Annotated in this window: 27 protein-coding genes and 7 pseudogenes; 18 read left to right on the top strand and 16 right to left on the bottom strand. The window is 68.8% G+C overall.

From position 1 onward, the window contains the following. The first annotated feature begins 95 nt into the window (after positions 1-95). The 3 genes and pseudogenes from ACLJTM_RS21380 to ACLJTM_RS21370 form a co-directional block, all read left to right on the top strand. Positions 96-437, top strand: a complete 342-nt coding sequence (locus ACLJTM_RS21380; RefSeq protein ID WP_411105245.1) for an STAS domain-containing protein — start codon at positions 96-98, stop codon at positions 435-437. Positions 438-574: 137 nt separating this feature from the next. Further along, positions 575-1042, top strand: a complete 468-nt coding sequence (locus ACLJTM_RS21375) for an ATP-binding protein (protein WP_411105244.1) — start codon at positions 575-577, stop codon at positions 1040-1042. Between the two features lie 657 nt (positions 1043-1699). Beyond that, positions 1700-1938, top strand: a pseudogene (locus ACLJTM_RS21370) (nuclear transport factor 2 family protein); the annotation flags it as partial. An 84-nt stretch (positions 1939-2022) separates the two neighbouring features. Here the strand turns inward: ACLJTM_RS21370 and ACLJTM_RS21365 are convergent. Both ACLJTM_RS21365 and ACLJTM_RS21360 read right to left on the bottom strand, forming a co-directional pair. Next, complete coding sequence (locus ACLJTM_RS21365; protein WP_411105243.1) at positions 2023-2340, bottom strand: ester cyclase; 318 nt, start codon at positions 2338-2340, stop codon at positions 2023-2025. A gap of 138 nt (positions 2341-2478) precedes the next feature. Then, positions 2479-2988: a DUF4142 domain-containing protein gene (locus ACLJTM_RS21360; RefSeq protein ID WP_411105242.1), complete on the bottom strand. Its 510-nt coding sequence runs from the start codon at positions 2986-2988 to the stop codon at positions 2479-2481. A 354-nt stretch (positions 2989-3342) separates the two neighbouring features. Between ACLJTM_RS21360 and ACLJTM_RS21355 the strand changes: the two genes are divergently transcribed. Beyond that, a complete protein-coding gene (locus ACLJTM_RS21355; protein WP_411105241.1) occupies positions 3343-3756 on the top strand; it encodes a CBS domain-containing protein in 414 nt (137 codons plus the stop codon). A 78-nt stretch (positions 3757-3834) separates the two neighbouring features. Continuing rightward, positions 3835-4382 (top strand): annotated as a pseudogene (locus tag ACLJTM_RS21350) (isochorismatase family cysteine hydrolase). A gap of 34 nt (positions 4383-4416) precedes the next feature. Here ACLJTM_RS21350 and ACLJTM_RS21345 read toward each other — a convergent pair. Next, positions 4417-4629 (bottom strand): annotated as a pseudogene (locus ACLJTM_RS21345) (DUF6328 family protein); the annotation flags it as partial. 194 nt (positions 4630-4823) lie between these two features. Then, a complete protein-coding gene (locus tag ACLJTM_RS21340) occupies positions 4824-5018 on the bottom strand; it encodes a hypothetical protein (protein ID WP_411105240.1) in 195 nt (64 codons plus the stop codon). 826 nt (positions 5019-5844) lie between these two features. On the opposite strand from ACLJTM_RS21340, the gene ACLJTM_RS21335 reads away from it, so the two are divergent. Beyond that, positions 5845-6153 (top strand): hypothetical protein, encoded by a 309-nt coding sequence (locus tag ACLJTM_RS21335; RefSeq protein WP_411105239.1) that lies wholly within the window; start codon positions 5845-5847, stop codon positions 6151-6153. A gap of 442 nt (positions 6154-6595) precedes the next feature. On the opposite strand, the gene ACLJTM_RS21330 is transcribed toward ACLJTM_RS21335, so the two are convergent. From ACLJTM_RS21330 to ACLJTM_RS21320, 3 genes are read right to left on the bottom strand one after another with little or no spacing between them, the layout of a single operon-like run. Further along, positions 6596-6889: a hypothetical protein gene (locus ACLJTM_RS21330; protein ID WP_411105238.1), complete on the bottom strand. Its 294-nt coding sequence runs from the start codon at positions 6887-6889 to the stop codon at positions 6596-6598. Positions 6890-6901: 12 nt separating this feature from the next. Continuing rightward, positions 6902-7138, bottom strand: a complete 237-nt coding sequence (locus ACLJTM_RS21325) for a hypothetical protein (RefSeq protein ID WP_411105237.1) — start codon at positions 7136-7138, stop codon at positions 6902-6904. A gap of 34 nt (positions 7139-7172) precedes the next feature. Beyond that, a complete protein-coding gene (locus ACLJTM_RS21320) occupies positions 7173-8165 on the bottom strand; it encodes a GlxA family transcriptional regulator (protein ID WP_411105236.1) in 993 nt (330 codons plus the stop codon). 52 nt (positions 8166-8217) lie between these two features. Here ACLJTM_RS21320 and ACLJTM_RS21315 point away from each other — a divergent pair, with 52 nt between their 5' ends. After that, positions 8218-8613 (top strand): cupin domain-containing protein, encoded by a 396-nt coding sequence (locus ACLJTM_RS21315; protein WP_411105235.1) that lies wholly within the window; start codon positions 8218-8220, stop codon positions 8611-8613. Positions 8614-8668: 55 nt separating this feature from the next. Here ACLJTM_RS21315 and ACLJTM_RS21310 read toward each other — a convergent pair. Continuing rightward, positions 8669-8907, bottom strand: a pseudogene (locus tag ACLJTM_RS21310) (hypothetical protein); the annotation flags it as partial. A 55-nt stretch (positions 8908-8962) separates the two neighbouring features. Between ACLJTM_RS21310 and ACLJTM_RS21305 the strand changes: the two are divergent. Both ACLJTM_RS21305 and ACLJTM_RS21300 read left to right on the top strand, forming a co-directional pair. Continuing rightward, complete coding sequence (locus ACLJTM_RS21305; protein ID WP_411105234.1) at positions 8963-9334, top strand: DedA family protein; 372 nt, start codon at positions 8963-8965, stop codon at positions 9332-9334. A gap of 336 nt (positions 9335-9670) precedes the next feature. Continuing rightward, on the top strand, positions 9671-9892 hold the full coding sequence (locus ACLJTM_RS21300) for a hypothetical protein (protein WP_411105233.1): 222 nt from the start codon (positions 9671-9673) through the stop codon (positions 9890-9892). A 13-nt stretch (positions 9893-9905) separates the two neighbouring features. Here the strand turns inward: ACLJTM_RS21300 and ACLJTM_RS21295 are convergent, their stop codons facing one another. The 6 genes and pseudogenes from ACLJTM_RS21295 to ACLJTM_RS21270 form a co-directional block, all read right to left on the bottom strand. After that, positions 9906-10310: an STAS domain-containing protein gene (locus ACLJTM_RS21295; protein WP_411105323.1), complete on the bottom strand. Its 405-nt coding sequence runs from the start codon at positions 10308-10310 to the stop codon at positions 9906-9908. A gap of 21 nt (positions 10311-10331) precedes the next feature. Further along, the gene (locus tag ACLJTM_RS21290) at positions 10332-10514 is read right to left on the bottom strand and encodes a hypothetical protein (protein WP_411105232.1); all 183 of its coding nucleotides are present in this window, start codon (positions 10512-10514) and stop codon (positions 10332-10334) included. A 136-nt stretch (positions 10515-10650) separates the two neighbouring features. Continuing rightward, a pseudogene (locus ACLJTM_RS21285) lies at positions 10651-10716 on the bottom strand (hypothetical protein); the annotation flags it as partial. A gap of 243 nt (positions 10717-10959) precedes the next feature. Next, positions 10960-11225 (bottom strand): annotated as a pseudogene (locus tag ACLJTM_RS21280) (MFS transporter); the annotation flags it as partial. 1 nt (position 11226) lies between these two features. Beyond that, positions 11227-12591 carry an NAD(P)-binding domain-containing protein gene (locus ACLJTM_RS21275; RefSeq protein WP_411105231.1) on the bottom strand — a complete coding sequence of 455 codons (1365 nt, stop codon included), beginning with the start codon at positions 12589-12591 and terminating at the stop codon, positions 11227-11229. A gap of 55 nt (positions 12592-12646) precedes the next feature. Further along, a complete protein-coding gene (locus tag ACLJTM_RS21270) occupies positions 12647-12856 on the bottom strand; it encodes a hypothetical protein (protein WP_411105230.1) in 210 nt (69 codons plus the stop codon). A 288-nt stretch (positions 12857-13144) separates the two neighbouring features. On the opposite strand from ACLJTM_RS21270, the gene ACLJTM_RS21265 reads away from it, so the two are divergent. From ACLJTM_RS21265 to ACLJTM_RS21250, 4 genes and pseudogenes are all read left to right on the top strand, one after another. Next, positions 13145-13522 (top strand): NAD(P)-binding domain-containing protein, encoded by a 378-nt coding sequence (locus tag ACLJTM_RS21265; protein WP_411105229.1) that lies wholly within the window; start codon positions 13145-13147, stop codon positions 13520-13522. 195 nt (positions 13523-13717) lie between these two features. Then, complete coding sequence (locus ACLJTM_RS21260; protein ID WP_411105228.1) at positions 13718-14017, top strand: hypothetical protein; 300 nt, start codon at positions 13718-13720, stop codon at positions 14015-14017. Positions 14018-14056: 39 nt separating this feature from the next. After that, positions 14057-14425 carry an ArsR/SmtB family transcription factor gene (locus ACLJTM_RS21255; RefSeq protein ID WP_411105227.1) on the top strand — a complete coding sequence of 123 codons (369 nt, stop codon included), beginning with the start codon at positions 14057-14059 and terminating at the stop codon, positions 14423-14425. Further along, a pseudogene (locus ACLJTM_RS21250) lies at positions 14422-14915 on the top strand (GNAT family N-acetyltransferase). The gene ACLJTM_RS21255 and the pseudogene ACLJTM_RS21250 overlap by 4 nt, the downstream one beginning before the upstream one ends. Positions 14916-15051: 136 nt before the next feature. Here ACLJTM_RS21250 and ACLJTM_RS21245 read toward each other — a convergent pair. Continuing rightward, positions 15052-15708 (bottom strand): TSUP family transporter, encoded by a 657-nt coding sequence (locus tag ACLJTM_RS21245; protein WP_411105226.1) that lies wholly within the window; start codon positions 15706-15708, stop codon positions 15052-15054. 174 nt (positions 15709-15882) lie between these two features. Between ACLJTM_RS21245 and ACLJTM_RS21240 the strand changes: the two genes are divergently transcribed. Then, complete coding sequence (locus tag ACLJTM_RS21240; protein ID WP_411105225.1) at positions 15883-18216, top strand: Orn/Lys/Arg decarboxylase N-terminal domain-containing protein; 2334 nt, start codon at positions 15883-15885, stop codon at positions 18214-18216. An 871-nt stretch (positions 18217-19087) separates the two neighbouring features. On the opposite strand, the gene ACLJTM_RS21235 is transcribed toward ACLJTM_RS21240, so the two are convergent. After that, positions 19088-19504 (bottom strand): hypothetical protein, encoded by a 417-nt coding sequence (locus tag ACLJTM_RS21235; protein WP_411105224.1) that lies wholly within the window; start codon positions 19502-19504, stop codon positions 19088-19090. A gap of 695 nt (positions 19505-20199) precedes the next feature. On the opposite strand from ACLJTM_RS21235, the gene ACLJTM_RS21230 reads away from it, so the two are divergent. The 4 genes from ACLJTM_RS21230 (at position 20200) to ACLJTM_RS21215 (ending at position 24931) form a co-directional block, all read left to right on the top strand. Continuing rightward, entirely contained in the window at positions 20200-21270 is a 1071-nt protein-coding gene (locus tag ACLJTM_RS21230) for a LacI family DNA-binding transcriptional regulator (RefSeq protein WP_411105223.1), read from the top strand. A 411-nt stretch (positions 21271-21681) separates the two neighbouring features. Beyond that, positions 21682-22953, top strand: a complete 1272-nt coding sequence (locus ACLJTM_RS21225) for an extracellular solute-binding protein (RefSeq protein WP_411105222.1) — start codon at positions 21682-21684, stop codon at positions 22951-22953. 86 nt (positions 22954-23039) lie between these two features. Next, a complete protein-coding gene (locus tag ACLJTM_RS21220) occupies positions 23040-24038 on the top strand; it encodes a carbohydrate ABC transporter permease (RefSeq protein WP_411105221.1) in 999 nt (332 codons plus the stop codon). Continuing rightward, entirely contained in the window at positions 24038-24931 is an 894-nt protein-coding gene (locus ACLJTM_RS21215) for a sugar ABC transporter permease (RefSeq protein ID WP_411105220.1), read from the top strand. Before ACLJTM_RS21220 ends, ACLJTM_RS21215 begins: the two co-directional genes overlap by 1 nt. Positions 24932-25039 lie beyond the last annotated feature (108 nt).

Genomic DNA, 25039 nt, shown 5'->3' with positions numbered 1-25039 from the left:
GCGTCCGCCGGTCCACGAGGTATGTGAGGATCGGCGCGGGGGAGCATGATTTCGACTCTGGCTACTGCAGTGGGCGCGTGAAGGGATAGATGAGAATGGACAGCGACGGCGTGCTCGTGCTGCCCGACGAAGGAGACGGCGCACGGGTCATCGTGTGCCGGGGCGAGTTCGACAGGGACACCCTTCCGCCCCCCACCGCAGCCCTTGCAGCAGCCGTGGCGCATCCGAGCAGCCGAATCATCATCGACGTGGCCCAGGTGCGGTTCGCCGACTCCTCCATGCTCAACGCGCTGCTGCGCGCACACCGCACCGGGCGCTTGGTCCTGGCGGGTCCCCTGCAACGTCAGCTCGCCCGGCTGTTGGAGATGACCGGCGCAAGCACCGTTTTGGCCGTCACAGACGGCCTCAGCACCGCCCGCACCGCGTCCCTAGGCTGACAGGAGCCGCCGGCACCCCAAAGTCGAGTGCCCGATGGGGTGTCCGGACGTGGCCCAAGCACCTACGCGCGTGTGAACGGAGAGGACGAGGAGTCAGCCCTGCACCCCAGGGGGCCGGCGTATCGAGAGCGCCCTCGGTGGGCGGCGAGTGCCGTGCCAGATTTCCGCTCCCGTATACCGGGCAGGTGCTTGCGAGGAAGGAGCAACAGGTGAGTACAGCGGTCCTTGATCAGTCTCTGTCGCATAGCAGTCGGCCTGCCGCAGCAGCACGTGACGCCACCCGTGCATTCCTGGCCCGCGCCGCCCGTCTACAAGCCCCTGCCGAGGCCGGCAGCATGGACGCCGTGCTCTTGGTGGTGGCCGAGCTCGTCGCCAACGCAGTCCGGCACACCGACGGCCCCTGTACTTTGCACCTCGAGCTGCTGGACCACTCCATCAACGTCTGCGTCGCCGACCTCAGCCCACAGCCTCCCCTGCCCCGAGCCCCCGCTATGGACGGCACCGGCGGGTGGGGATGGTTCCTGGTCAAGCACCTCGCCACCCGCATCCGCATCACCGCGGTGCCGGAAGGCGGCAAGACCATCTGCGCGGAACTTCCCTGGTAGCCGCATCGCGGCCTCCCTGCGCCATCGGCATCAGCGGGACGGGTCCCGCGCTTCGAGGAGGGCGCCTCTCCATCCACCGACGGTGAGGTCCGCGTCCTCGCGTCCGGCGGCAGTGAAGACGACGCGGATGCCGGCCGGGCAATTAGCGGCCCCACTGGCGACACCGTCGTTTGGGCTCCAAGGCATCCGGCGGGTAGACGATCAAGGGAGATGTGGCCCCAGCTCCGCTCCGAAAGCACCTGGCCACAGCCGGATGGACGGCAGCGGGTCACTCCTCGGGGCGTCGACCCTGCCGTTCCTCTACAGCGTGTGGAAGACGGCCAAGTTCGCACCCCGTGTCGAGGTCGACGATCACGCCGACCCCACCAGACCGCGGATCGGGAGGGATCGGGCCACCCCCTCCCCAGTGCGGTTCAGTCGTGCCGCCATGAGGTCACCGGCCCGACCGGTCTCCGCCGTGATCGCCGTGTCCGGCTCCTCCGGTGGCGTGCCGCCCCTCGGGATACGGACGACGTCGCTCGGACGAGGAGGACCAGGCCTGATCCTCGCACTCCCCACTGGGCCGCAGCGACCATGGTGGGTGGGTGGATCGCGAAGTCAGGTGGTCATGGCTGCGCGGACGCCGGCCGAATCCACGATCTGCTCGAAACTCGGATCGAGGCCGCCGGATTCCCCCTGGCCGGCACCTACCGCACCCCGGACTGGGTGATCAGCGGCGTGTTCGAGCAGCTCGCTGCGCCTGGGATGACTGGATCCCCCATGACGACACCTACGTCGTCGACGGTGAGCGGGTCGTCGTGCTCGGCCGTTACAGCGCGGTCAACATGGCCACCCGCAAGGCGATGGACGTCCGCGTCGCGCACTCCTTCTCCGTGCGCGGCGGGAAGATCGTCAAGGTCCCCCGTGGCCGACGCCAGGTACTGACGGCACCACGGCGGCGGGCGCGTCCGCCGCCGTGGCCGCAGGTGACAGTACCGGCCTCAGAACATGCCGTTGTCGTTGGCCGCCCGGGTGGGGACGTCCTGGATGACGTCCCAGTGCTCCACGACCTTGCCGTTCTCCAAGCGGAAGAAGTCCGCCGGCGCACGACCGTGGTTGTCGGGGTTGCCAGGCTCAAGGTCGAGGTGGGAGCGGGTGCCGACCATGTCGCCTTCGGCGATGACCCTCTTGATGTCCAGGCGCAGGTTCGGGTGGAGAGGCAGCGGCGGTCGATGACGAAGGCCGGTGGCTCCGAGGCGGGTGACTTCCTGTTCGTCGGCGCGGACGGCATCAAGGTAGCCGTGGGGCGAGCCCCTCACTGGTCGCCATCTTGGCCCCTGCAAGTCCACGCCGGGCCCTGGGGGCCCGGGGTTTGTCGGCCAGTATCCGCTGCACCGGCGGTCACCTCGAATCCGCTGATGCCCCTCACCGAGGGTGTGTAACGCGAGGCGAAGCGATCACATGCTGTGGCAGGTCCCGCCGCGGACCATCTCCAGGTGCATGGCAACCACGGGGCGGGCCTTCTTGGCCGCGGTGGTGGTCTCGGTGTCCTTGCCGTGGTTGATCTGCTGGTCGATCAGCGCGAGCGTCTTGGTGTGGCCGGCATCCTGGGCCATCAGCCAAGCCTTGTCATAGTCGGCGCTGCCGGCTTTGGACCGGACATCAGCCAGCGTCATCTGCTGCTCACGGGTCGGGCTCCCCGGCAGTGAGACATCGCCCTTCTTTGCCAGCGCGGAAAGCTCGGCATCGAGCTTGGTGTGATCGCTGACGAGGGTGGCACCGGCCTGCTTGACGCACGCGGTGGTCGCGTTCTTCTGGGCGTCCTGACCTGCGGCGATCTCCGCCAGGTTGCTCTGGTGGGCCATCTGCACGAAACGGGCATCGGCGGTGTTCGGAGCAGGTGCTGCGGTCACCGCCGCCACGCTGGAACATGCCAGGGAAGCCGTGAACACTGCGATCGTCAACACTCTTGCACGCATGATTCCTCCCAGACCGCAGCCGGCCCGGGCGGGTCGCGAGACCGCGGCACCCGGGCGCCTTTCCATACCGCCTGAAAACAAACCAACCGCTCGGGCCTCCCGACGGACAGGCCTACCCGGCAGTGCAGCCTCGCCCGGACCGGCGCCGGGCACCTCTCTGCGTTACGGCAGATGTCCCCTCGCTGCGGCAGACAGGACGCAGTCCCCCCAGCAGGCAACAACAACGAGAAGCCCGGCCGCCGCCCGCGGGTGGCGCTCGACCGCATGCGGGAGCAGCGTTGAGGGCAGGTGCCCAACGACAGGACCTTTCCGTCATCACGCTCTGGAGGAGGACTGATCGTCATGCCCACTGCACGCGAGATCATGACTCCCGACGCAACCTGCATCGGAGCCCAGGACACGGTTTTGGCAGCGGCGGAGAAGATGGCCGCCATGAGGGTCGGGTCCCTGCCCATCTGTGGCACGGACAACAAGCTCAAGGGAATGCTGACCGACCGCGACATCGTCGTGAAGGTTCTGGCCGCCGGCAAGGACCCCGCGTCCTGCCTGGCAGGCGATCTTGCCCAGGGCGAAGCCGTCACCATCGGCGCGGACGACGACGCCGGCGAGATACTGCGGACCATGACCGAGCACAAGGTCCGTCGCCTACCCGTCATAGACGGCCACACCCTCGTCGGAATCGTCGCGCAGGCCGACGTGGCCCGCGCCCTGCCGGACCCCCAGGTCGGCGACCTTCTCCAAGCCCTGTCCGTCTGACCGCGCCTCAGAGGAGCCGTCCCCGACCGCAGCGTTCCTGGGCCGGTGCGGTCCGCACGTGCGCCAAGGGGTTGGCCCATGACAGCAGCACTCATCGTCGTCGACATGCTGAACACCTACGAACATCAGGATGCCGACGCGCTCGTCCCCTCGGTACGGGAGGCGCTGCCGACCGTGCAGCAGCTCCTGGAACGCGGCCGGGCCGTTTCAGCGCCGATCATCTACGTGAACGACAATTTCGGCCAGTGGCGCTCCCACCACGGGGAACTGGTCCGTACCGCTCTGGCCGGGCGTCACCCTGAGCTTGTGGAGAGCATCACCCCGGACGAGGACTCTCTCTTCGTCGTCAAGGCCCGGCACTCGAACTTCTACGAAACTCCGCTCGCTACCTCCTGGGGCAGCTGAACGTGGGGCGACTGGTCCTGTGCGGCCATGTCACCGAACAGTGCATCCTCTACTCCGCGCTCGACGCGCACATCCGCCACTACGATGTCACCGTCGTCCCCGAGGGCACAGCCCACATCAACGCGGAACTCGCCGACGCCGCGGTGCGCATGATGCAAACCAACATGTCCACCACACTCGTCGAGCTGAACGACGGCGTTTTCGGCGGTGGCCGTCCCTGACGGTCTCGGCGTCATCCGCGCGGCCGACTGGGCTGCTCAGGCACCGGTGGATGGAGACGGGTGCGATCAAGGCGGCCGCTGGGGAGGCTCCCAGCACAACCGTGACGACGTACAGGCCTCGGCGGAAGGCGGACAGGCTCTCGAACCTCGTGGTGAAGGCGATACTCAGCAGCAGCCCGAACAGGATCTGGCCGCCTGTCTGCGCGACCCGGATCTCCTGGAGGATTTCGGCCCAACGCCGGTTCACCCGTTCCCGCCTTCAGGAACCGCGGCTGCGGTGGTCGCGGCGGGCGGGTTTGCACGGCGATAGGCCGGAGTGTCCAGGGGTACTGCTGATGGGGCGTTGACTCAGCGGCTTGCTCATCGGGCGCTCCTTCTTGCGGCCGCTGCTCTGCTTGGGGCGAGCGGGCAGCTATACGAAGGCCATGGGGCGCGGGACTGCTACAGCTCGTCGCCCTCGACGTCTCCCTCCTTCACCATGTCTTCCTCACGGCGGCGCTTGGTCTCCTCGTCCAGATGGTGTGAGGACCTTTGCCGCCCCGCCAGGTCCTGACCTGGTCCCTTGTGTTCCGCCGCCTTGTAGGGTCCGTTGCCCGGCTGATCCGGCTGCCACCGCTTGTCCTGTGTAGCGCCCATGACGGCGACTCCTCGCGATCGTGAGGTCTGTGCGATCTACGCTGGCCCGGCCAGCAACGGTGCGCATCGACGGGGCGGCGCGAACTCACATCGTCCAGGTCCCACGGGTTCAGCCGCCGCGACCTGGCCCCGGCCGCCCCGGCCGGCGTGGGCTCGCAGGGTCCGGACATGGGCGAAGCCGGTGGGCAGGCAGCGTCGTAATCCATCGCCGCCGCGGCCCCTCTGTCGGCACGTCCCGCCCCGCAGCCGCCGCCCGGTCCTGAGGACCGGATGGTAAGTCTTCGGTCAGCGCTGCACGAGCGAAAGTCCCGGCCGCGTCCGGTATGCGATCTGAGGTTCGCAGCCAGAACGACCCAGTCCCTCCGCGCAGCGGCCACCCCGGTTCGTTGACCAAACGGCACCGCACGGGTGCGCCCCTCGGTCCGAGCCGTCAGTAGGAGGAGATGGGGCGGGGCGGGGCTGACGAGGCAATGGCGATGGGGCTGCCGCACCAGAGGAACAGCCCCATCACCGTCGGCCGTACCGGGAGCCGGGGAAGGAACGGTGGGCGCCAGTCGCACGACTTGGCATGCCCCCTGTACTGCCGGTGGTGGGCCAGGCTCGTCGTGTCTCGCATTCCGAGGAGGAAGTGCACCAAACGAGTCCGGCCCACCAGGTATCTGCCCTCCCTGTGACGTCCCATGCCAACAGACACCAACTCGATTTACCGCTTATGTGACGTTCCTATCGGACATTCCGGGTAGTCGCCGGAGGGGACAGCGTCGATATGACGTGACCCGGCCCATGGAGCGCACCAGGTGCGTTCCGCAAAAGGATTGGATTTCCCATGACCTCCCCGATTTCTGGCGGCGCTCCTGCAGGCCGCTCCACGAGCCACACCGATGTCTCAGGGCACGGCACGCGCCGTCTGTCGACCGAGACGAAGTCGGCCCTGAAGACGACGGAGTTTTTCGTCTACATCGCCTGCGTGATCGCCGTCCTGATCGCCTCCATGGTGGTGGGCACCGACGACGGACACCGCGACTACTTCCGCGCCGACATGGCCTGGCTGTACATCGTGATCCTCACCTTCGGCTACATGATCAGCCGCGGCCTGGCCAAATCCGGCAGCCGGGACCACTACGACGGCCCCTGACCAGCCGACCCCGCCCGAAAAAGGCAGACTCGCCGGCGCACACCGCCCGGCCTGACGTCTGCCCGCATGCTCGTCAACGTGTGTTCCGCAGACCGTGACCTTCAGCATCACCCGTTGCCCATGAGCCGTGGTGGTTTGTCCCGCTCACCGCCCGCAGTCTCGGCGGCGGGGAACCCTCTCCCGGACACCTCGCCGCCCCCTTCCCCGCCTGGCAGGTCAGCTGGCCTCGGTTGCGTCATCGACAATCGAACACGGCCAGCACACCCGTCATCTCATCGGCCGGGCCGCGACTGCCTGGTGGAAGACGCCGAGTCGCTGTCCTGGCTGTGACGGGTGAAGTGGTCCAGGGTGCCGGTGATCCTCAACCCCTGCAGGGCTTCGGCCAGCCCAGGCACGTCCTCCGCGGACGCGGTAACCCGCGACGACTGCGGCGTCCTGCCGCTCAGGCAGGACACCACCGGCAGCTCCCTGCCGCGGGCGGGAGAGATGGCAGAGCCGCGTCGGCAAGGTGCTCGGCAGCCATCTGCGCGGTCACGTCCATGCACCGCTCCAGGTTCAGCGAGGACAACAGCAGGTTCGACGCCTGCGTCAGGAACGCAGTGCGTTCCCGCTCGATCCGCAGCACCTCGCGCGGTGAGCGGTGGTCGGTGTCGTCAACCAGCCACCACAGCAGCGTCCCGTCGTCACGGGCCGTCGGGTGGGCCTCGTAGGTTTGATGGCCGACGAAGCCCTCCACCAGTTCCCGGCTTCAGTCTCGCACCACCGGGCCGGCGGGTGCCGGGGTCAGGCAGCGGGCGTGGGCGTCGGACAGCCGCGCGGGCACGGCATCCGACATCGAGGCACCAGGGCGGGCGTCGGGGAACAACAGACCGGCGACCTCGTTGACGAACACCAACGTGTTGTCGGCGTCGACCGTGAGCACGGGACAGGGGGCCTCACTCCACGGCGCGCGCACCGCGGTGGCGGCTTCCTGGGTGGGATTCAAGACACGTGGTTCGTCAGCAGGGGGATGCCCGCCATCAGTTCGTCTCCGGCCCGAACCGACGCTTGTACGCCGACGGTGTGATGCCGGTCTCGCGGCGCATCAGCTTGCGCAGATTGGCAGCGGTGCCAAGCCCGCTGCGTCGCGCGACTACCTCGAACCGGGACTCGCCTCGCTCGATCAACCGGCACGCCAGAGCGAGCCGTTCCCCCGTCAGCCACGCCAGTGGCGTCGTGCCCAGTTGCGCCCGGAAGCGGCGATGCAGCGTCGCCGGGCTCACCGCCGCACGCGCCGCCAGGCCGGACACAGTGAGCGGTGAGTCCAGCCGTTCGTGAGCCCAGGCCAGGACAGGCGCCAAGGACTCGTCCTGCAGGTCGGGCATGGGACGCTCCACGAACTGCCGCTGCCCACCGTCCCGGTTTGCCGCGAAGACCAGCCGTCGGCTCACAGAGTTGGCGACCTCCGCGCCGTAGTCGCGGCGGACCAGATGCAGCCCGAGATCGAGAGCAGCTGCACTTCCTGCCGCAGTGAGGATGTCACCGTCATCCACGAACAGCACGTCTGCTTCGAGCTGGACAGAGGGGAAGCGGGCCCGGAAGGAATCCGCCCACTGCCAGTGCGCGGTGGCTCGGCGCCCGTCGAGGACGCCAGCCTCGGCCAGTGTGAAAGCGCCGCTGCAGAAGCCGACCAGGCGCGCACCGCGGGCGTGTGCCCGGCGGACGGCATCGAGCACGGCGGGACGGCGGGGCACTTCTGTGTCCGGCCGGTTGGGGACGATCAAGGTATCCGCCGCGTCGGCCGCCTCCAGGTCGGCGACTCCCGTGAGCGTGAAGAATCCGTCTCGCATCAGGGTGCGGGGCTCGGGCGAACAGAGCCTGAAGTCATAGAGATCACGGCGGACCTCCGGTCTGCGCAGGCCGAAGATCTCGGTCGCGCAGCCCAGCTCGAAGGGGTTCGAGTTCTCGTCCACGATCACGACGACCCTGTGTACGCCCGCCGTGCGAGCTGCCTGCGAGGATTCTTTCGCCATATGCGATTACTAGCACTCACGGCGGCCACGCGAAACGGCTCAGGATGAGCCCATGAGCAGCGAACCCATCTCCCTCAACCAGGCTCTGGCCTCCTTCGATGCCTTTTGGAGCCCCCGCATCGTCACTCGCGTCAACGACCATGACGTCCGCATAGCCAAGGTCGAGGGCGAACACATCTGGCACGTACACGACGACACCGACGAGTTCTTCCTGGTACTCGACGGTGAGCTGCGCATCTCCCTGCGTGAGCCCGACGGGGAGCGCACGGTCCTGCTCCCACAGGGGGCGGTCTTCACCGTCCCCCGAGGCACAGAGCACAAGCCGTACGCTCCCTCTGGCGCCGCCATCCTCATGTTCGAGCCCACCGGGACACCGACGGTGGGCGATCGCCACGACGAGATCCCAGAGCACGTCGACTCGACAACGGGACACACACTCAGCACCTGACCCGACGGGCTTCGGACACGCCACTGCCCATGACGTCGGCCTGCCGCCGGCTCGGTTACGTTCGCCGACTGCCCGGCGAGAGCGGCGCGGGACTCAATCCTCGGCGTTGTCCGGATCGCGCAGGGGGGCGCATTCCGCCAGGCAGGCCGGGAAGCCGGAAGGAGTACCGGCCGAGGACGTTGATGTGGTGACGCGCGAGAGCCGGGCGATGTCCTCTTCGGGCACCTCGAAGCCATCGGCGCGGAGCAGGGTGAGGGGGGCGTCCATATAGCGGGTATCGAACAGCGCGAGCGCTCTCGCGCTCCGCCTCGGCCAGCAGCTTCGTCGCGATCAGGACCTCCAGCAGGTCGTGACCGTGACGGCCTGCGCCGTCGTGCTGGGAGACGCTGCCGGGCACCGCACCGGCCTGCTGCTCGGCAGCCGACTGCGGGCGGGCCGGCTCGGACGCCGCCTGCCGGCCCGAGGTTGGGCAAGGAATGAAGCGTTGATGGAACGTCGCGGAGGGCAGTCCGTCCTGCTGTGCCGGTTCCTGCCGGTCCTGCGCACCCTGGCGCCGCACATAACCGGTGCCACGGGGTTGCTGTACCGCAAGATAGCCCCTTACAGCGCCATCGCCGCCGTGCTGTGGGTGGGGGCCGAGGTGGGTGCGGTTACGCGGCCGCGACTTCCGTCCAGCACTTGTCCCACATCGGAGGCATCGCCCTGGCCGCCTGCGCCATGACCTGCGTGCTGGCCCTGTGGGCCTACAGCCGCTTCCGCCCGACCACCGCCTACGCACCCGCACTGAGGGCGTGTCAGGCTGGTGTGGGACCGACCGCCCACCTCCCAGGCTTGAGTACTGGCGATCTTCATTGCCTGCGGCTAGGCTCTGCGTTGCTCATTCGAGGGCCGTGAGCACTGGCGACGTGTCCGATGGGGGACAGTGCTTCAATCTCAACAGGCAATGAGCACGATGAGCCTCTAATCGTCGCAGAGCCTCAGCAGGCCATCCGCAAACGGTGGTCGAGCTGAGGCTGCCCGCCGACTGGTCGATCACCTTGGTGAAAGGGATCGACTGGTGAGGCTGAGTTTTCTCGTTCAGGTACTTCTTACACTTCTGTCCTTCGTATCGTCGCTGCTGGTAGCGGTGGTGGCGGCGGTACTTTCGCACAAGGCTGGGTCGCCGGTAGCTGGTGCAGTGCTGTATGGCGGCGGCGCGTTCATCGGCTGGATGACGCTCTGCGTCACTGTGCTGACGGCACTCGGCCTGCTCGGGCGTCACAGCCACCCCAGCGCGTGAGGGTGCCCGGCTCTCAGGAGTACAGCCAGACGCTCGTCAACGTACGTTCTGGCAGACCGTGACCATCAGGCTGCATCACCCGTTGCCCATGGGGCCGCGGCGGTTTGTCTCCGCTCACCGCCCGCGGCCTCGGCGGCGGGGAACCCTTGCCCGGACACCCCGCCGCCCCCTTCCCCGCCTGGGCGGGACAACCCGCCTCGGTTGCGCCACCGACCTCGAACACGGCCGGCACGCCTGTCATCTCCAACAACCGCAGCAGCTGTGCTGACAACGGTCCTGCAAGCCGTAGCCGGCGTTCCTGGTTCAGGCGGACCAGGACGCTCAGGAACATCGAGTCGGCGAACGTCACCCCGCTCACGTCCATCTCGATCCGCCCACCCGCCGAACCACCGGGAGGGGCCACGTGCTGGTGCTGCAGCTGGCACGCGGAGCGGCGTGTTCAGGCGCTGCGAGGCTTGCGCGCGATGGTCTTCTTCGCAGCGGGCATATTCTTCGCCGCTTTCTTGGCGGCCTCCTTCTTCGTGGCCTCCTTCTTCGCGTCGCGGATCTCGCTCATGTCGATCCCGGGCAGGGTCTCGGCCAACGTGACCGCTGCCTGGACCTCGGCGTCGGAGACAGCCACGTCCGGCACCGTACCTGGGATGAGGAGCGGATCTCATCGGGCCAGCGCATCGCGTGCAGCACGATGACCTTGTCCAGGCGCGTAGCAGGCCCAGGCGCTCACGGTCCCGCATCGCGAACTTGGCGACGGCTACCTTGCTGCTGCGCTGCAGGGCGCGGCGCAGGAGTTCGTACGGCTTCGCGGCGACGCCCTCGGCCGCCAGGTTGTAGGAGGCGCCGATCTGGATCGGGTCGATGCTCTCTATGGGAGTACGGACGGGTTCCTTCCCGCCGGCTCAGCGACGTAGGTGGCGCGCCAGGCCGTCATGACCGCCGGCTCCGTCCTGGGTCGCTGAGCCTGCTGGTGATAACCGCTGCCCCCAACCTGGCCGTCTTCGCCGCCGGTTGGCTGCTCGCCGGAGCGGCGATGGCCGTCATCCTCTACCAGCCCGCCTTCGCCGCCCTCACCCGCTGGTGGGGCCCGTGCGGGGGCCTCGGTGGTCCAGTACGCGGCCGACGTAGATCCCGGCTCCGGCGGAGACGACGAGGGCCGTGGTGGTCGCGCCCGCGCTCCAGCCGGTGTCGGCGGTGATGGCCGGGTTGAGGACGAGGAAGGCGTAGTAGAGATGCCCCAGCTGGTGATCTGAGTGAGGCACAGGGCGGGCAGGACGGCGCGTGGCCGCGACCGGACCCCCGTCCCGGTCGCGGCCACGCCGCTTTGAAGGTTGCTCACCTCAGCAGCCGCCGGCGGAAGCGGGAGTGGCGCCGATGGTGAGGGTGGCCGGGGCCGCGCAGCACCCGCCGCCGGTCTCCTCCGCGGCGGCGGGCTCGTCGAAGAGGCCCGCGCCGCCGCACACCCCGGTCTCGGGCAGGGTGAGTTCGACGCGCGCGGCGGCCTCGTGGTCGCCTGCGAGGTGGGCGGCGATGGAGCGGACCTGCTCGTAGCCGGTCAAGGCGAGGAAGGTGGGAGCGCGGCCGTAGGACTTCATGCCCACGAGGTAGACGTCCTTCTCCAGGTGGGACAGCTCGCCCACGCCGTGCGGGTAGACGGTGCCGCAAGAGTGCTGGTTCGGGTCGATGAGCGGGGCGAGTCCGGTCGGGGCCTGGAGGCGCTCGTCGAGCCCGAGGCGCAGCTCGTCCAGGAAGGACAGGTCGGGGCGGAAACCTGTCAGGACGACGACCTCGTCGACCGGGTCCAGGCGGCGGCCGTCCTCGCCCACCAGGGTGACGCGGCCGTCGTAGGTGCGCTCGATGGTGTCGGTGCGGAAGCCGGTGACCGCGTCGGCGAAGCCGCCGTCGACGGCTGCCTTGGCCGCCAGGCCGAGGGCGCCGCGGGCGGGGAGCTCGTCGGCCTCGCCGCCGCCGAAGGTCGAGCCGGAGATCCCGCGGCGCAGGATCCACGTGGCGTGCGTGCCCTGGCCGTCTTCGGACTTGGCAAGGTCGGCGAGATGGGCGAGGGCGGTGAAGGCGGAGGCGCCGGAGCCGATGACCGCGGTGCGCTTCCCGGCGTAGCGGGCGCGGACGGCGGGGTCCTTCAGGTCCGGGACGCGGTAGGTGATGTGGTCGGCGGCGGCCTTCTCGCCGAGGGCGGCGAGTCCGCTGCCGCCGGCGGGGCCGGGGGTGGACCAGGTGCCGGAGGCGTCGATGACGGCACGGGCAAAGAGGCGGTGCTCGTTGCCGTCGGCGTTCACGTAGTGCACGACGAAGGGCTGGGTGTCGCGGTCGGCGTCGACGATGCGGTCGCGGCCGGTGCGGGAGACGCCGGTGACACGGGCGTCGTAGCGGACCTGCCCGCCGAGCACGTCGGCCAGCGGCTGGAGATAGTGCTCGGCCCAGTCCCCGCCGGAGGGGTAGGTGTCCTCGGCGGGCTTGAACCAGCCGGTCGGGGCCAGGAGCTTCTCGGCGGCAGGGTCGACGAGCTCGCCCCAACGGGAGAACAGCCGCACGTGGGCCCACTCGCGCACGGCGGCCCCGGCGTGCGGGCCGGCTTCCAGGACGAGGGGCGTGATGTCGCGGTCGAGGAGGTGGGCCGCGGCGGCGAGTCCGGCGGGGCCGGCCCCGATGACGACGACAGGCAGCTCGGTGATGGTCTCGCTCATGACAGGTCTCCGGGTTTTCGTACACGCGGGCGGGGGGCGATGGGGCTTGGGGTGGTCAGCAGCAGCCGGCGCCGGTGGTGACGGCTTCGCGCTTGGCCTGCGGGTCGCAGCAGGCTCCGGCTGCCTCCGCGCTCTGGCTGATGCCGCAGCAGGGTGCGGACGGGGCGAGTGCCAGCTCGGCGGCGGGCTGCGCCGGGGCCGCGCTGCAGCAGGAGGCCGTCGTCGTCGCACGGTTCGGGCTGGTGGGGGTCATCGGTTCGTTCATCACGACCTCCCGTGTTTCGAAGCTTGTCTATGGCTCCCGTGATCAGCATGACACCTGTATCGATAGGCGTCAACATAGATGCTTATCTAACTCTTGAGGTTGTCGTAGAACCCGTGGAAGCCGTCGTCATCGGGGGCGGGCAGTCGGGACTGGCCGCCGCGCACGCGCTGATCAGGGCAGGGCTGAAGCCAGTGGCATCGGAGGCGTCGGAGCGTGCGGCGGGGTCGTGGCCGCGCTACCACGACAGCCTGACCCTGTTCTCCCCGGCCCGGCAGCGCACCGCCCGGCATGCCGTTCGGCGGGAATCCGGACCGCTGCCCGCACCAGGACGAGGCCGTCGCCTACCTGACCGCCTACGCCGACCGCCTGCAGGCCGACATCCGCACCAGCCAGCGCGTGACGGCGGTCCAGGCCGACGGCGCCGGCTTCACGGTCGAGCTGGAGGGCGGCGGGCGGCTGTCGGCACGGGCGGTGATCGCCGCCTCGGGCAGCTTCGGCCGGCCGCACCGCCCTGACCTGCCGGGCCTGGAGGCCTTCGCCGGGCAGGTCCTGCACGCGGCCGACTACCGCGGCCCGGCATCGTTCGCCGGGCAGCGTGTGGTGGTGGTCGGGGCGGGGACTCCGCGGTGCAGATCGCCGCCGAGCTCGCCCGCGACAGCCGCGTGAGCCTGGCCACGCGGGCGCCGGTGAAGTTCACCCGGCAGCACCTGCTGGGCAGAGACCTGCACTTTCTGGCTCACCCGAACCGGCCTGGACGCCGCCCCGCTCGGCCGACTGCTGAAGACCCCGCCCGCCCCGCCGGTCCTGGACTACGGCCGCTACCGCGCCGCCCTCACCACCGGCGCCCCCGACCGCCGCCCGATGTTCACGCGCCCCGACGACGACCAGGTCGCATGGGCCGAGGGCACCACGGAGCGGCTGGACAAGCTGATCCTCGCCACCAGCTACCGCCCCCACCTGCCCTACCTTGCCGGACTCGACGGCGCCCTCGACCCGGCCGGGCACCCGCGCCACCGCAGCGGCACCTCGCCCTCTCGTCCGGGCCTGGAGTTCGTCGGGCTGGAGTGGCAGCGCAGCTTGTCCTCGAACACGCTGCGCGGGGTCGGCCGGGATGCCGCCCGGGCGGCCCGCCGCCTGGCCTTCCACCTGGCCCGCACCTGACCCAATGACCCTTGGTTCGATGTGTGTCAACATAGACGTATGTCGAATGTGAAGGTTCTGCCGCTGCCGGAGCCCGACGTCGTCGCGGCCTGCTGCCCGCCGCTGAACGAGCACCCGATGTCGGCCGAGGAGGCCGAGGTCGCCGCGAAGATGTTCAAGGCCCTCGGTGACCCCGTGCGCCTGCGCCTGTTCTCCGCCGTCGCCTCCCACGAGGGCGGAGAGGCGTGCGTGTGCGACATCTCCGACGTCGGCGTCTCCCAGCCCACCGTCTCCCACCACCTCAAGAAGCTGAAGGAGGCCGGGCTGCTGTCCTCCGAACGCAGGGGGACATGGGTGTACTACCGGGTCGAGCCGTCCGTGCTCGCCGCCATGGGCGCGCTGCTGGCCGGCGCCGCGAAGACGGCGTGACCGCGGTGCACATCGAAGCACTGCTGCCCGAGCACGCCGAGCAGGTGCTGGGCATCTACCAGGCCGGGATCGACGAGGGCAACGCGACCTTCGAGACGCAGGCCCCGGACCGGGCGGCGTTCGACAAGGCGAAGCTGCCCGGCCACCGCTTCGTCGTCCTCGACGACGGCGCCGTGCTGGGGAGGGTCGCGGCGAGCGCTGTCTCGGACCGGTGCGCGTACGCGGGCGTGGTCGAGCACTCCGTCTACGTCCGCCCCGAGGCCCGCGGCCGCGGCGTTGCCCGCGCCCTGCTGGACGCCCTGGTCGCCCCCACCGAGGCCGCCGGATTTGGACCATCCAGTCCGGGATCTTCCCCGAGAACGCCGCCGGCCTCGCCGTCCACGCGCGAGCCGGGTTCCGGATCATCGGCCCCCGAGAGCGGAACGGCCGGCACCACGGGGCCTGGCGGAACGTGGTCCTGCTGGAGCGCCGGAGCCCTCTGATCGACTGAACAGGGTCCGGCGGCTTTGTCCGCAGGCGCGTCAAAGGCGTGCAGAGGCGTGCAGAGGCGTCTCGCCGAACTCAGTCGTGGCGCGCGAGCTTGACTGCGGATACGAGGAGGATCACGGCGAGCAGGGGGATGAGGATCAGGTCCGGGAAGACGCCGAGGAGCAGCCCGCCCAGCACCGCGCCCACGATCGAGCCGGCGGCCATGACCGCCGTGAAGCGGAGCTTGGCACCGAGGACAGCGAAGCTGCCATCGCGGCTGTAGCGGGCGAACGCGACGAGCATGGTGGGCAGGGAGACCAGCAGGGAGAGCTTCCAGCGGTTTTGACGTCCTCGCCGAAGAGCAGCACGATCGTCGGGATCAGCAGCTCACCGCCTGCCACGCCCACAATCGCGGCGACCACGCCGATGCCGAACCCGGCGACCACACCGGCGGGTACCTGCGCCCACAGCGGCAGATCCAGGGTGCCCAATGCGGTGGTGTGGGTGACCAAGAGGGCGGCGGCCATGAGCACCATCAGGGCGGCCAGCACCTTGTAGAGGGTGCTGCTGCGCATGCGTACCGCCCAGGTCGCTCCCGCCCACGCTCCCAGCGGGCTGCCGGACAGGAGGTTGACCGCGACCGGCCAGCGCGCCGCGATCTCGGCGGCCGGGACGGCGCCCAGACGGGCGGGCAGCGCGACCAGGACGACGACCAGGCTCATCGCCTTGTTCAGGATGACCGCCGAGAGCGCGGCGAACCCGAAGAGGCCGATCAGCAACGGCAGACGGAACTCGGCGCCGCCCAGCCCGATCATCCCGCCCAGAACACCGGCATCGAATGGGCGCGGTCACACCCGCGCCGGGTGACTGTAATGCGCATGTCGTGCGCCCCGCCGAATGGGTGAGGGCCGCCGGATTTCGGCCCGGTCCGTGATGTTTGAACTCGACACTTGGCAGGTCGGGATGGGTTGACGTACGTGGAGAATGTCATGGCGAACGGTAGTGTCCTGCTGGCTTTCCGCGAGGACCCCTTGGGCCGGGGCGTCGGCGGTGACCAACTGCGAAGGATCGGCAAGGAGCTGGAGAATCGCGGCCTGGAGGTGCGGTGGGCGCGGACCGTCGAGGCGGCCTGCGCCGCCCTGCGTACGGAGGCGGGGCTGTCGGCCGCGGTCGTCGCCTGGGATCTGCCGTCCGAGGCCGGCGAGGACAGCGACGGCCGGGGAGCGGCCGTCTTGCGCCAGATCACTCGTCGGTTCACAGCCCTGCCCGTCTTCGTCGTCATGAGCGAGGAGTCGGACCACGGCCTGGACCGCCTCCCCCTGTGGGTGGCGGAGACCGCGGTCGGATACATCTGGCCTCTGGAGGACACGCCGTCCTTCATCGCGGGCCGGGTCTTCAACGCCGCCCGGGAATACGGCGACTCCGTCCTGCCGCCGTTCTTCAAAGCGCTGCGACGGTTCGACGACGCCCACGAGTACTCCTGGCACACCCCGGCGCACTCGGGCGGTGTGGCCTTCTTGAAGTCGCCTGTCGGCCGGGCCTTCTTCGACTACTACGGCGAGCGGCTCTTCCGCACCGACCTGTCGATCTCGGTGGAGGAGCTGGGTTCCCTCTTCGAGCACAGCGGCCCCATCGGGGAAGCCGAGCGCAACGCCGCCCGCGTCTTCGGCGCCGACCGTACGTACTTCGTGCTCCACGGCGACTCCACAGCCGACCGAATGGTCGGCCACTACTGCGTCACCACCGACGAGATCGCCCTCGTGGACCGCAACTGCCACAAGTCGGTGCTGCACGGCCTGGTGATCTCGGGTGCGCGCCCGGTCTACCTCGTCCCGACCCGCAACGGATACGGGCTGGCCGGACCACTGCCGGCGCGCGAGACGGCGCCCGCCGCGGTCGCCGCCAGGATCGCCGCCCACCCGCTGACGCCGGGCGCGGTATCGCCCCAGGCCCAGTACGCGGTGATCACGAACTCGACGTACGACGGCCTGTGCTACGACACCGTGCAGACGGCGCGCGCCCTGGCACCCAGTACTCCACGGCTGCACTTCGACGAGGCCTGGTTCGCCTACGCCCGCTTCCACCCCCTGTACGCGGGCCGGTACGGCATGGCCGTGGGGCCGGACACCTTCGAGGGTGACGAGCGTCCCACGGTCTTCGCGACCCAGTCGACGCACAAGCTGCTGGCCGCCCTGTCGCAGAGCGCCATGGTCCACGTGAAGTCCTCACCCCGAGCGCCGGTCGAACATCACCGGTTCAACGAGACGTTCATGATGCACGGCACCACCTCGGCGCTGTACCCGGTGATCGCTTCGCTGGACGTGGCCGCGGCGATGATGGACGGACCGCAGGGCGAGTGGCTGGTGAACGAGGCGGTGACCGAGGCTGTACGGTTCCGGCAGGCCCTCGTCCGTACCGGGCGCCGGATCGCAGAGGCCGGGGACCGGCCGACGTGGTTCTTCGGCGTCTGGCAGCCCGACACCGTCACCGACCCGGCCGACGGGACCACCGTCGCCTTCGCAGACGCCTCCCCGGCGCTCCTGGCCTCCGATCCCCGCTGCTGGGAGCTCGTCCCAGAGGCGGACTGGCACGGCTTCAAGGGACTCAGCGAGGGCCAGTGCCTGCTGGACCCCATCAAGGTGACGTTGACCTGCCCCGGCGTGGATGCGCGAGGCGAGGCGGATTCCTGGGGCATCCCCGCCCGTATCCCCACCGCGTACCTGGCCGGCCGCGGCATCGTCGTGGAGAAGACCGACACCTACACCACCCTCGTCCTGTTCTCCATGGGCATCACCAAGGGCAAGTGGGGCACCCTGATGGACGCCCTCATGGACTTCAAGGCCCTCCATGACGCCGACACCCCGCTGCGCCAAGTACTGCCGGACCTCGTCGCGCGCTACCCGCAGCGCTACAGCGGCACGACCCTGCGCGGTCTGTGCCAGGACATGCACGAACACCTCACCCGGGCGGAGCTGATCGACGCCCTGGACACCGCCTTCCAGCAACTGCCCGAGCCCGCAGTCCCGCCCCAGGCGTGCTACCGGCAGCTGATCCGGGGCGGCACGGAACGGATTCCCCTCGCCCAGGCCGCCGGCAGGGTGGCTGCGGCCATGGTGACCGTGACTCCCCCGGGGATCCCCGTCCTGATGCCCGGAGAAGCACTCGGCGCGCCAGGCGGTCCGGTCCTGCGCTACCTGTCCGCGCTGGAGGCGTTCGACCGGGCCTTCCCCGGATTCCACAGCGAGGCCCACGGTGTCACCATCGATGCCGACACCGGGAACTACCTCATCGAGTGCGTACGCCTGGGCACCCAGATGACGTGAGCCTCACGTCGCGTCGTCTTCTGGCCCGGGCAGTTCGAGTGCCGCTCTCCGCCACCTGGCCTTGACGGGTCACCGTCAAGGCCGCCACCCGGCCCGGCGTACGCCATCGCGTGATGGACCACCCGGCTGCCCACTTCTCCGCAGCAGCGCCCCGCAGGCCAGACGGGCACGCCAGCGTCACCCCGCAGGCCGCCCGACCCCGACCGGAACGGGTCGATCACCCGCACTGGCCAAGCACCCGCGACGCTTGCCAGCCGACGCCGAGGGCTCGGAGACGGCCAAGCTCCGCCGGGAAATACACCGTCGCATGCTCGGGATACTGCGCTCGCCAGGTCGAGTTGGACTGCCACTTCGAGTCGATCTACGAGTCCTGCACGTTCTTTGTCATCACGATCGAGGTCCGCGGCGAAACGGCGCTGCACCCCTACCCTGGCGTGTCTACGTCACCAGCGGCACGCTCTGCCGGCCACACCGGGCTGCAGCACATGGACGGCCTCGACACGTCCACAGTCAGGAACGGGGTACGGGCCAGAGGCGACGTCCAAGACCTGGGCGTAGCCCGAACATTTCACACGAGCCCGCCAAACCGAGGCGGTGGCTCCCCAAGCCCGCATACCGGGATCTTGCTGGCAGCAGGGGTGTACCGCTGTCTGCTCCAGGCCGAGGGCGACGTGCCGGTTGACCAGGGCGGGCAGGTCCCGGTAGCGGGTGAGCACGGCCACCTGGTTTGGATGGACGTTGGGGAACCCGGCGTCCCCGCCGAGGCAGACCCGCAGGCCCGATCGAGCCCGTCACGTCCAGACGAGGCCGTGACGTCACGGCATCCTCGCGCCCGCCATCGTCAGCTGTCGTCCACTTTGGAACCGCTGTTCTACAAAATCGCGACTTCTTCGAGAACGTCGGACAAAGGCTCGCTGCCCTTTGCCTGGGTGGATTGCGCATCGCACAGCAAGGCAGTCCCTCCCGTGACAGGTGAACCCAGCTTGGCAAGGAGCTGCGCCTGACCGTCCGGCACCTTGGCGGGCACACAGGGCAGATCCGCCCCACCACAGTGATTCAGGGCTGCAGTGGCCGGGAGCTGACCCAACAGGGCGTTGGCGATCCCCGGGCCGGCGGTGGTGGCACCCTGCGGCCTCGTGCCGGTGCGCTGGTGGGCGCAGGAATTGTCGTGGGACGGCGAACCAACCACGACGATCCCGCCAGCCAGGGCAGGAGTAGCGGTGAAAGCGATACCAGCCGCCGCGAGAACGGCAGTGGCAACAGGACGACGCGACATGAGCTGCTCCAACAATCGGAGAACAAGACGCCCTGCCAACGAGACTCGACCTTGATCGACACCTCACGTCACCCGGCCGCAGCGACAAGGCCCTGACGGAAACGCGCTGTTCCGGCACGGTCCTGCGAGCCGTAGCCGGCGTTCGCCATTCAGGCGGACCGGGACACTCAGGAACATCGAGTCGGCGAACGTCACGTGGGTCGAGCCGGTCGATCCCGGCCAGGACTTCAGCGCGTGCGTCGGGTTCCTCGTCCCGGTTGCGCGCAGGGCGGGGAGTGCGATCGCGGTCGTGCGGGTGTGGGACAGCCGCGGGTCGGCGGACCTCTGGCTCCAGGGAGGCGAGCAGGGGCAAGTAGCAACGGAAGCCGGCCGCCGCCTTGAGTGAGGGTGACGCAGTAGGGGTGGCCGGCGAGGAGGCGGTGGGTCACGGATCGTACGTCCTCGCACGGGGGGGCCGGTCTGCCGTACGGGGTGCGTCCGCGCTTGCCCGTGGGCGCTGGCGTTGGCTGATATGGCCTGCTGGGAGCCGTTCGGAGATTTGCTAACCCAATTTAATGATGAGTAAATTTCTTCGGCGGAGCCGCGGAGACGTCGACAGCGCGTCGGCCTTCTTCCGCCAAGCAGGCCAGCATCCTCCACGCCAGTAGCGGGAGGCGGCAGCCGTGCGCTATACCGTTACTAATCGTTTACCGACGCGGGGGGCAGACATGCCGGCAACCACATCCGGGACTGCCTCAAGCGAGGGGAAGTCCCGGCCGACAGCCAAGAACGTCGCAGAGGCGGCAGGTGTGTCACGGTCGGCGGTCTCGTTCGCGTTCAACAGCCCCGAAAAGCTCTCGGTGGCCACCCGGGACCGCATCCTGCGGGTGGCCCAGGAGCTCGGCTACACCCCGAACACCCTGGCCCGCATGCTCAAGGCAGGCCAAACCCAGTCCCTCGGCGTGCTGCTCCCGCAGAACCTCGCACGCGTGATGGAGAACCCGTACTACTCCCGGTTCCTCACCGGTGTGGGGCAGGTCTGCGACGAGCAGGGGTACACACTGCTGCTGACGCCGCCGCTGCGGGATTCCATGCTGAAGGCGATTCCGTATGCGGCGGTCGACGGCTTCATCGTCTGCGGCCTGGAGCACGATCGTGGTGAGGTCGCCGAGCTGCGCCGGCACGGGATTCCTTTCGTGCTGGTCGACAGCAGTTCCCACGAGGGTGTTTCCAGTGTCGACGTCGACGACGAGGGCGGTGCGTACGAGGCGGTACGTCACGTCTTGGACCTAGGGCACCGCCGGATCACGCTGCTGTCGATCGATCCGGGTCCCGAGCGCGCCGAACGCGGCTACCGGGGGCCGCTCGCCCGCCGGATGGCGGGCGTGACCCGGGCTTTGGAGGATTCCGGGATGGGCCTGGAGGACATTGAGGTGGTCGAGGTGCCCGCCACGCGCATGGACGGGTTCAAGGCCACCAAAAGGTTCATGGCCGCGCAGCCCGCCACCGCGGTCGTCGCCATGTCGGACATTCTTGCCCTCGGCGCGATCGACGCCCTGCAGGACATGGGTCTGGAGGTACCGCGGGATGTTTCCGTCACGGGCTACGACGATCTTCCCGACGCCTCGTGGATGAGGCCCCGCCTGACGACGGTACGGCAAGCGATCGCGGCCAAGGGCCGAACTGCGGCGGATCTGTTGTTCTCCACCATCCGGGGCGAGGATCAGCATCCTCACCAGCTCTTGGGAACGCACCTGATCGTGCGCGATTCGACGGCCCATCCCCCCACCACCGACTGATGGGCCAGCCTCGCCGCCCGACCACATCGGGCCCACTCCTTTCGTGACCCCGCCCGCCGTTCTCCCGGCGCAGCGGGGTTCGTTGTTTCCGCAGGTCAGACGCCATCGGAGAGGTGCACCCCGAGGCCGCCGCGTCAGGGACTGCATTCGAAATCCACGTTACAGAAACGTTAACTAACTGCTGTTAATAACCTGCTAACGTCTGCGACATCAAAGAGCTCGCGAGGTGCTCGACCCGCCACCCGGAACGGAACCCGTTCCCATCGGTGGACGAGTCCACCCGCGGCCCGGCCTTCCGCACAACCGATATGTGCGAAAGGTGCATGATTGCTAGCTGCCGCCGGTTCCGTCCCGCTCCGGCGGCAGTGCCCGGGTCGCCTTCCGGTCAGCCTTTTCTCCGAGGAGTTCCCCATGCGCCGTGGTCTTGCGGCAGCCGTCGTTGTAGCGGCTCTCACCATCTCTGCTTCTGCCTGTTCCGGCGGCAGCTCCGGCTCCGACACGTCCGGCCCGGTGACGATCACCTGGTGGGACACCTCCGACGCCACGAACGAGGCCGGGACCTTCAAGGGCCTGGTCGCCGAGTTCGAGAAGGCCAACCCCGACGTCAAGGTCGAGTACGTCAGCGTGCCGTTCGGTGACGCGCAGACGAAGTTCCAGACCGCGGCGGGCAGCAAGGGTGCCCCGGATGTGCTGCGCGCCGACGTCGGCTGGACCCCGGGCTTCGTCGAGGCAGGTTTCCTCGCTCCGCTCGACGGCACTGCCGCAGCCGCGGAAAGCGCGAAGTTCAAGCCGAATTTGATCGAGCAGGCGAAGTACCAGGGCAAGCTTTACGGCGTCCCGCAGGTCACCGACACGCTCGCGCTGATGTACAACAAGGAGCTGTTCGCGAAGGCGGGCATCACCACGGCTCCGACCACCTGGGACGCGCTCAAGGCGGACCTGGCCAAGGTGAAGGAGAAGACCGGCGTCGACGGTTTCGCCTTCAACCCGCAGTCGTACTACGCCATGCCATTCCTGTACGGCGAGGGCGCTGACATGGTCGACGCGGGGAAGAAGCAGATCACGCTGAACTCCCCGGCCGCAGTGAAGGGCATCGACACCCTGAACTCTGTCCTGGAAACCCCGGGCATCCGCAAGCTGGACACCACCAGCAACGCGTACGCCAACATCATGGACGCCTTCAACAGCGGCAAGGTCGCCTCGATCATCCAGGGCCCGTGGGAGAACGCGAACGTCTTCAAGGGCGCCGCGTTCAAGGACAAGAACAACCTCGGCATCGTTGCCCTGCCCGCGGGCAGCGCCGGCCAGGGTGCCCCGCTGGGGGGCCACAACCTTGTCGCCTACGCCGGTTCGGACGCCAAGCACCAGGAGGCGTCGCAGAAGTTCATCGCCTTCATGACCTCCGCGCCGTCCCAGGTGAAGGTCGCGCTCGCCAACGGCACTCTGCCGACCCGGGATGACGCCTACACCGCCGAGGTGAACGCGAACCCGGGCATCGCCGGTTACTCCCCGCTCCTGGCCGGCGGCAAGCCGCGCCAGCCGCTCGCGCAGTACTCCTCGCTCTACACCCCGTTCGAGACCCAGCTGATCAAGATCGTCTCGAAGCAGGAGACCACGAAGCCCGGCCTGGACAAGGCCGCCGCGGAGGCGAAGAAGCTGCTGCCGGAGTTCAGCACCCAGTAAGACCACCGCGGGCTGCCCCCTGCCGCGCCAGGGGGCAGCCCGCTCCGCTGACGCTCCTTCCCGTCCTTGTCCCATGAGGTGCCGAGATGACCACAGTCGTCGAGGGCGAATCCGCCCGCCAGAGCCAACAAGGCCGGGGCTCCGGCCGCGGCCCGATGCAACGCATCAAGAACTCCTACAACCAGCACTGGTACGCCTGGGCCATGTGCGTACCGGTCGTCCTGGTCCTGCTGGCCGTCGTCGCCTACCCCCTGATCCAGGGGATCTACCTGACGTTCACGGATGCCACCAGCCAGAACGTCGGACGCACCATCGGTGCCAACGAGATTCCGAGCACCTTCTCCTGGGTCGGACTGAAGAACTACACCGAGGTCCTCACCGGCTCCAACAACCAGTTCTGGCCCCACTTCGCCTGGACCGTGATCTGGACCATCGCCTGCGTCGCCCTGACCTACGCCCTCGGCCTGGCCCTGGCGGTGGCGATCAACCGGCAGATCAAGGCCCGCGGCTTCTACCGCATGCTGCTGATCCTGCCCTGGGCCGTGCCGACCTTCGTGACGATCTTCGCGTGGCGGCTGATCCTCGCTGACGACGGTGTCGTCAACCAGCTCCTGGTCAGCCTCGGTCTCGACGGCCCGTCCTGGCTCAGCGACCCCTTCGCTCAGAAGGTCGCCGCGATCGGCGTGAACATCTGGTGCGGCTTCCCGTTCATCACGATTTCCATGCTCGGCGGATTGCAGTCCATCCCCCGGGAGATGTACGAGGCAGCGGCCATGGACGGCGCCACCCCCTGGCAGCGATTCGTCCACGTCACCCTGCCCGGCTTGCGCCCCGTCAGCAGCACCGTCATCCTGCTCGGCGTGATCTGGACCTTCAACCAGTTCAACGTGATCTTCCTGCTTTTCGGCGGCAACAGCGACAGCGTCCAGATCCTGGTGACCTACGCCTACCGGCTCTTCTTCGGACAGCAGCCCCAGGACTACGCCCGTTCCGCGACCGTCGGCATCCTGTGCCTGTCCCTCCTCGTGGTCTTCACGAGCGTCTACCGCCGCTGGCTCAAGCGCAACGACCAAGGGGCCCTGTGATGACCACCATCCCCACCCCTCCGGCCGGGACCATTCAGGCCCCCACCAGCCCCCGCCGCCTGCTCAGCCGCCGCAGCCGCACATCGTCCGTGTCCCTGCACGCGGTCTTGGCCGTCTGCGCCTTCATCGCGGTCTTCCCGGTCTTGTGGATCTTCTACATCTCCCTCGGCCCGGACAAGAACGACTACCAGCATCCTTCGCGCATCCTGAGCAACGCGACGCTGGACAACTACACCTACGTCCTCCAGAAGACCGACTTCGGCACGTGGATGCTCAACAGCATCATCGTCGCCTTCGGGACCACGCTCGTCGGCGTCCTCATCGCCGCGAGCGCCGGCTACGCGGTGTCCCGGATGAAGTTCCTCGGCCGCGGCTCGCTGATGTACACCTTCCTGCTGACGCAGATGTTCCCGGTCGCCGTCCTCATGGTTCCGCTCTACAAGATCATGGGCAGTCTCGGTCTCCTGGACACCTACGGCGGCCTGATCGTCATCTACTGCTCGACCGCGGTGCCGTACTGCGCGTGGCTCCTCAAGGGCTACTTCGACACCATCCCGGCCGAGATCGACGAGGCCGGCCGCATCGACGGCCTGACCCCGTTCGGCACCTTCTGGCGTCTGATCCTGCCCTTGGCCCGCCCCGGCCTGGCCGTCGCCGCGTTCTACACCTTCATCACCGCGTGGGGCGAGGTCGCGTTCGCCTCGAAGTTCATGCTCACCGAGCCGAGGTACACCCTCGCGGTCGGCCTGCAGAGCTACATCAGCCAGTTCAACTCCCAGTGGAACTACTTGGCCGCCACCTCGGTCCTCATCGCCATCCCTGCCGCCGCTGTGTTCTACGTCGTGCAACGGCACCTCGTGGCCGGCCTGACGGCCGGCGGCACCAAGGGCTGATGCCCGGCCCACCGCCCGAAGCACCTCAAGGCCTTCCTTCCCGCAAGGCCCGTTCGTGCCCGCGTATGGCGCTACCGAAGGCCACTGAGCCGGCCACGGCCGCCGGCT

Origin of the sequence: Streptomyces sp. cmx-4-9 (genome assembly GCF_046548835.1) — a bacterium.
In the GTDB taxonomy this organism is placed as follows: Bacteria; Actinomycetota; Actinomycetes; order Streptomycetales; family Streptomycetaceae; genus Streptomyces.
The sequence above is the reverse complement of the archived record's forward strand: the minus strand, read 5'-3'. Positions and strand labels throughout refer to the sequence as shown.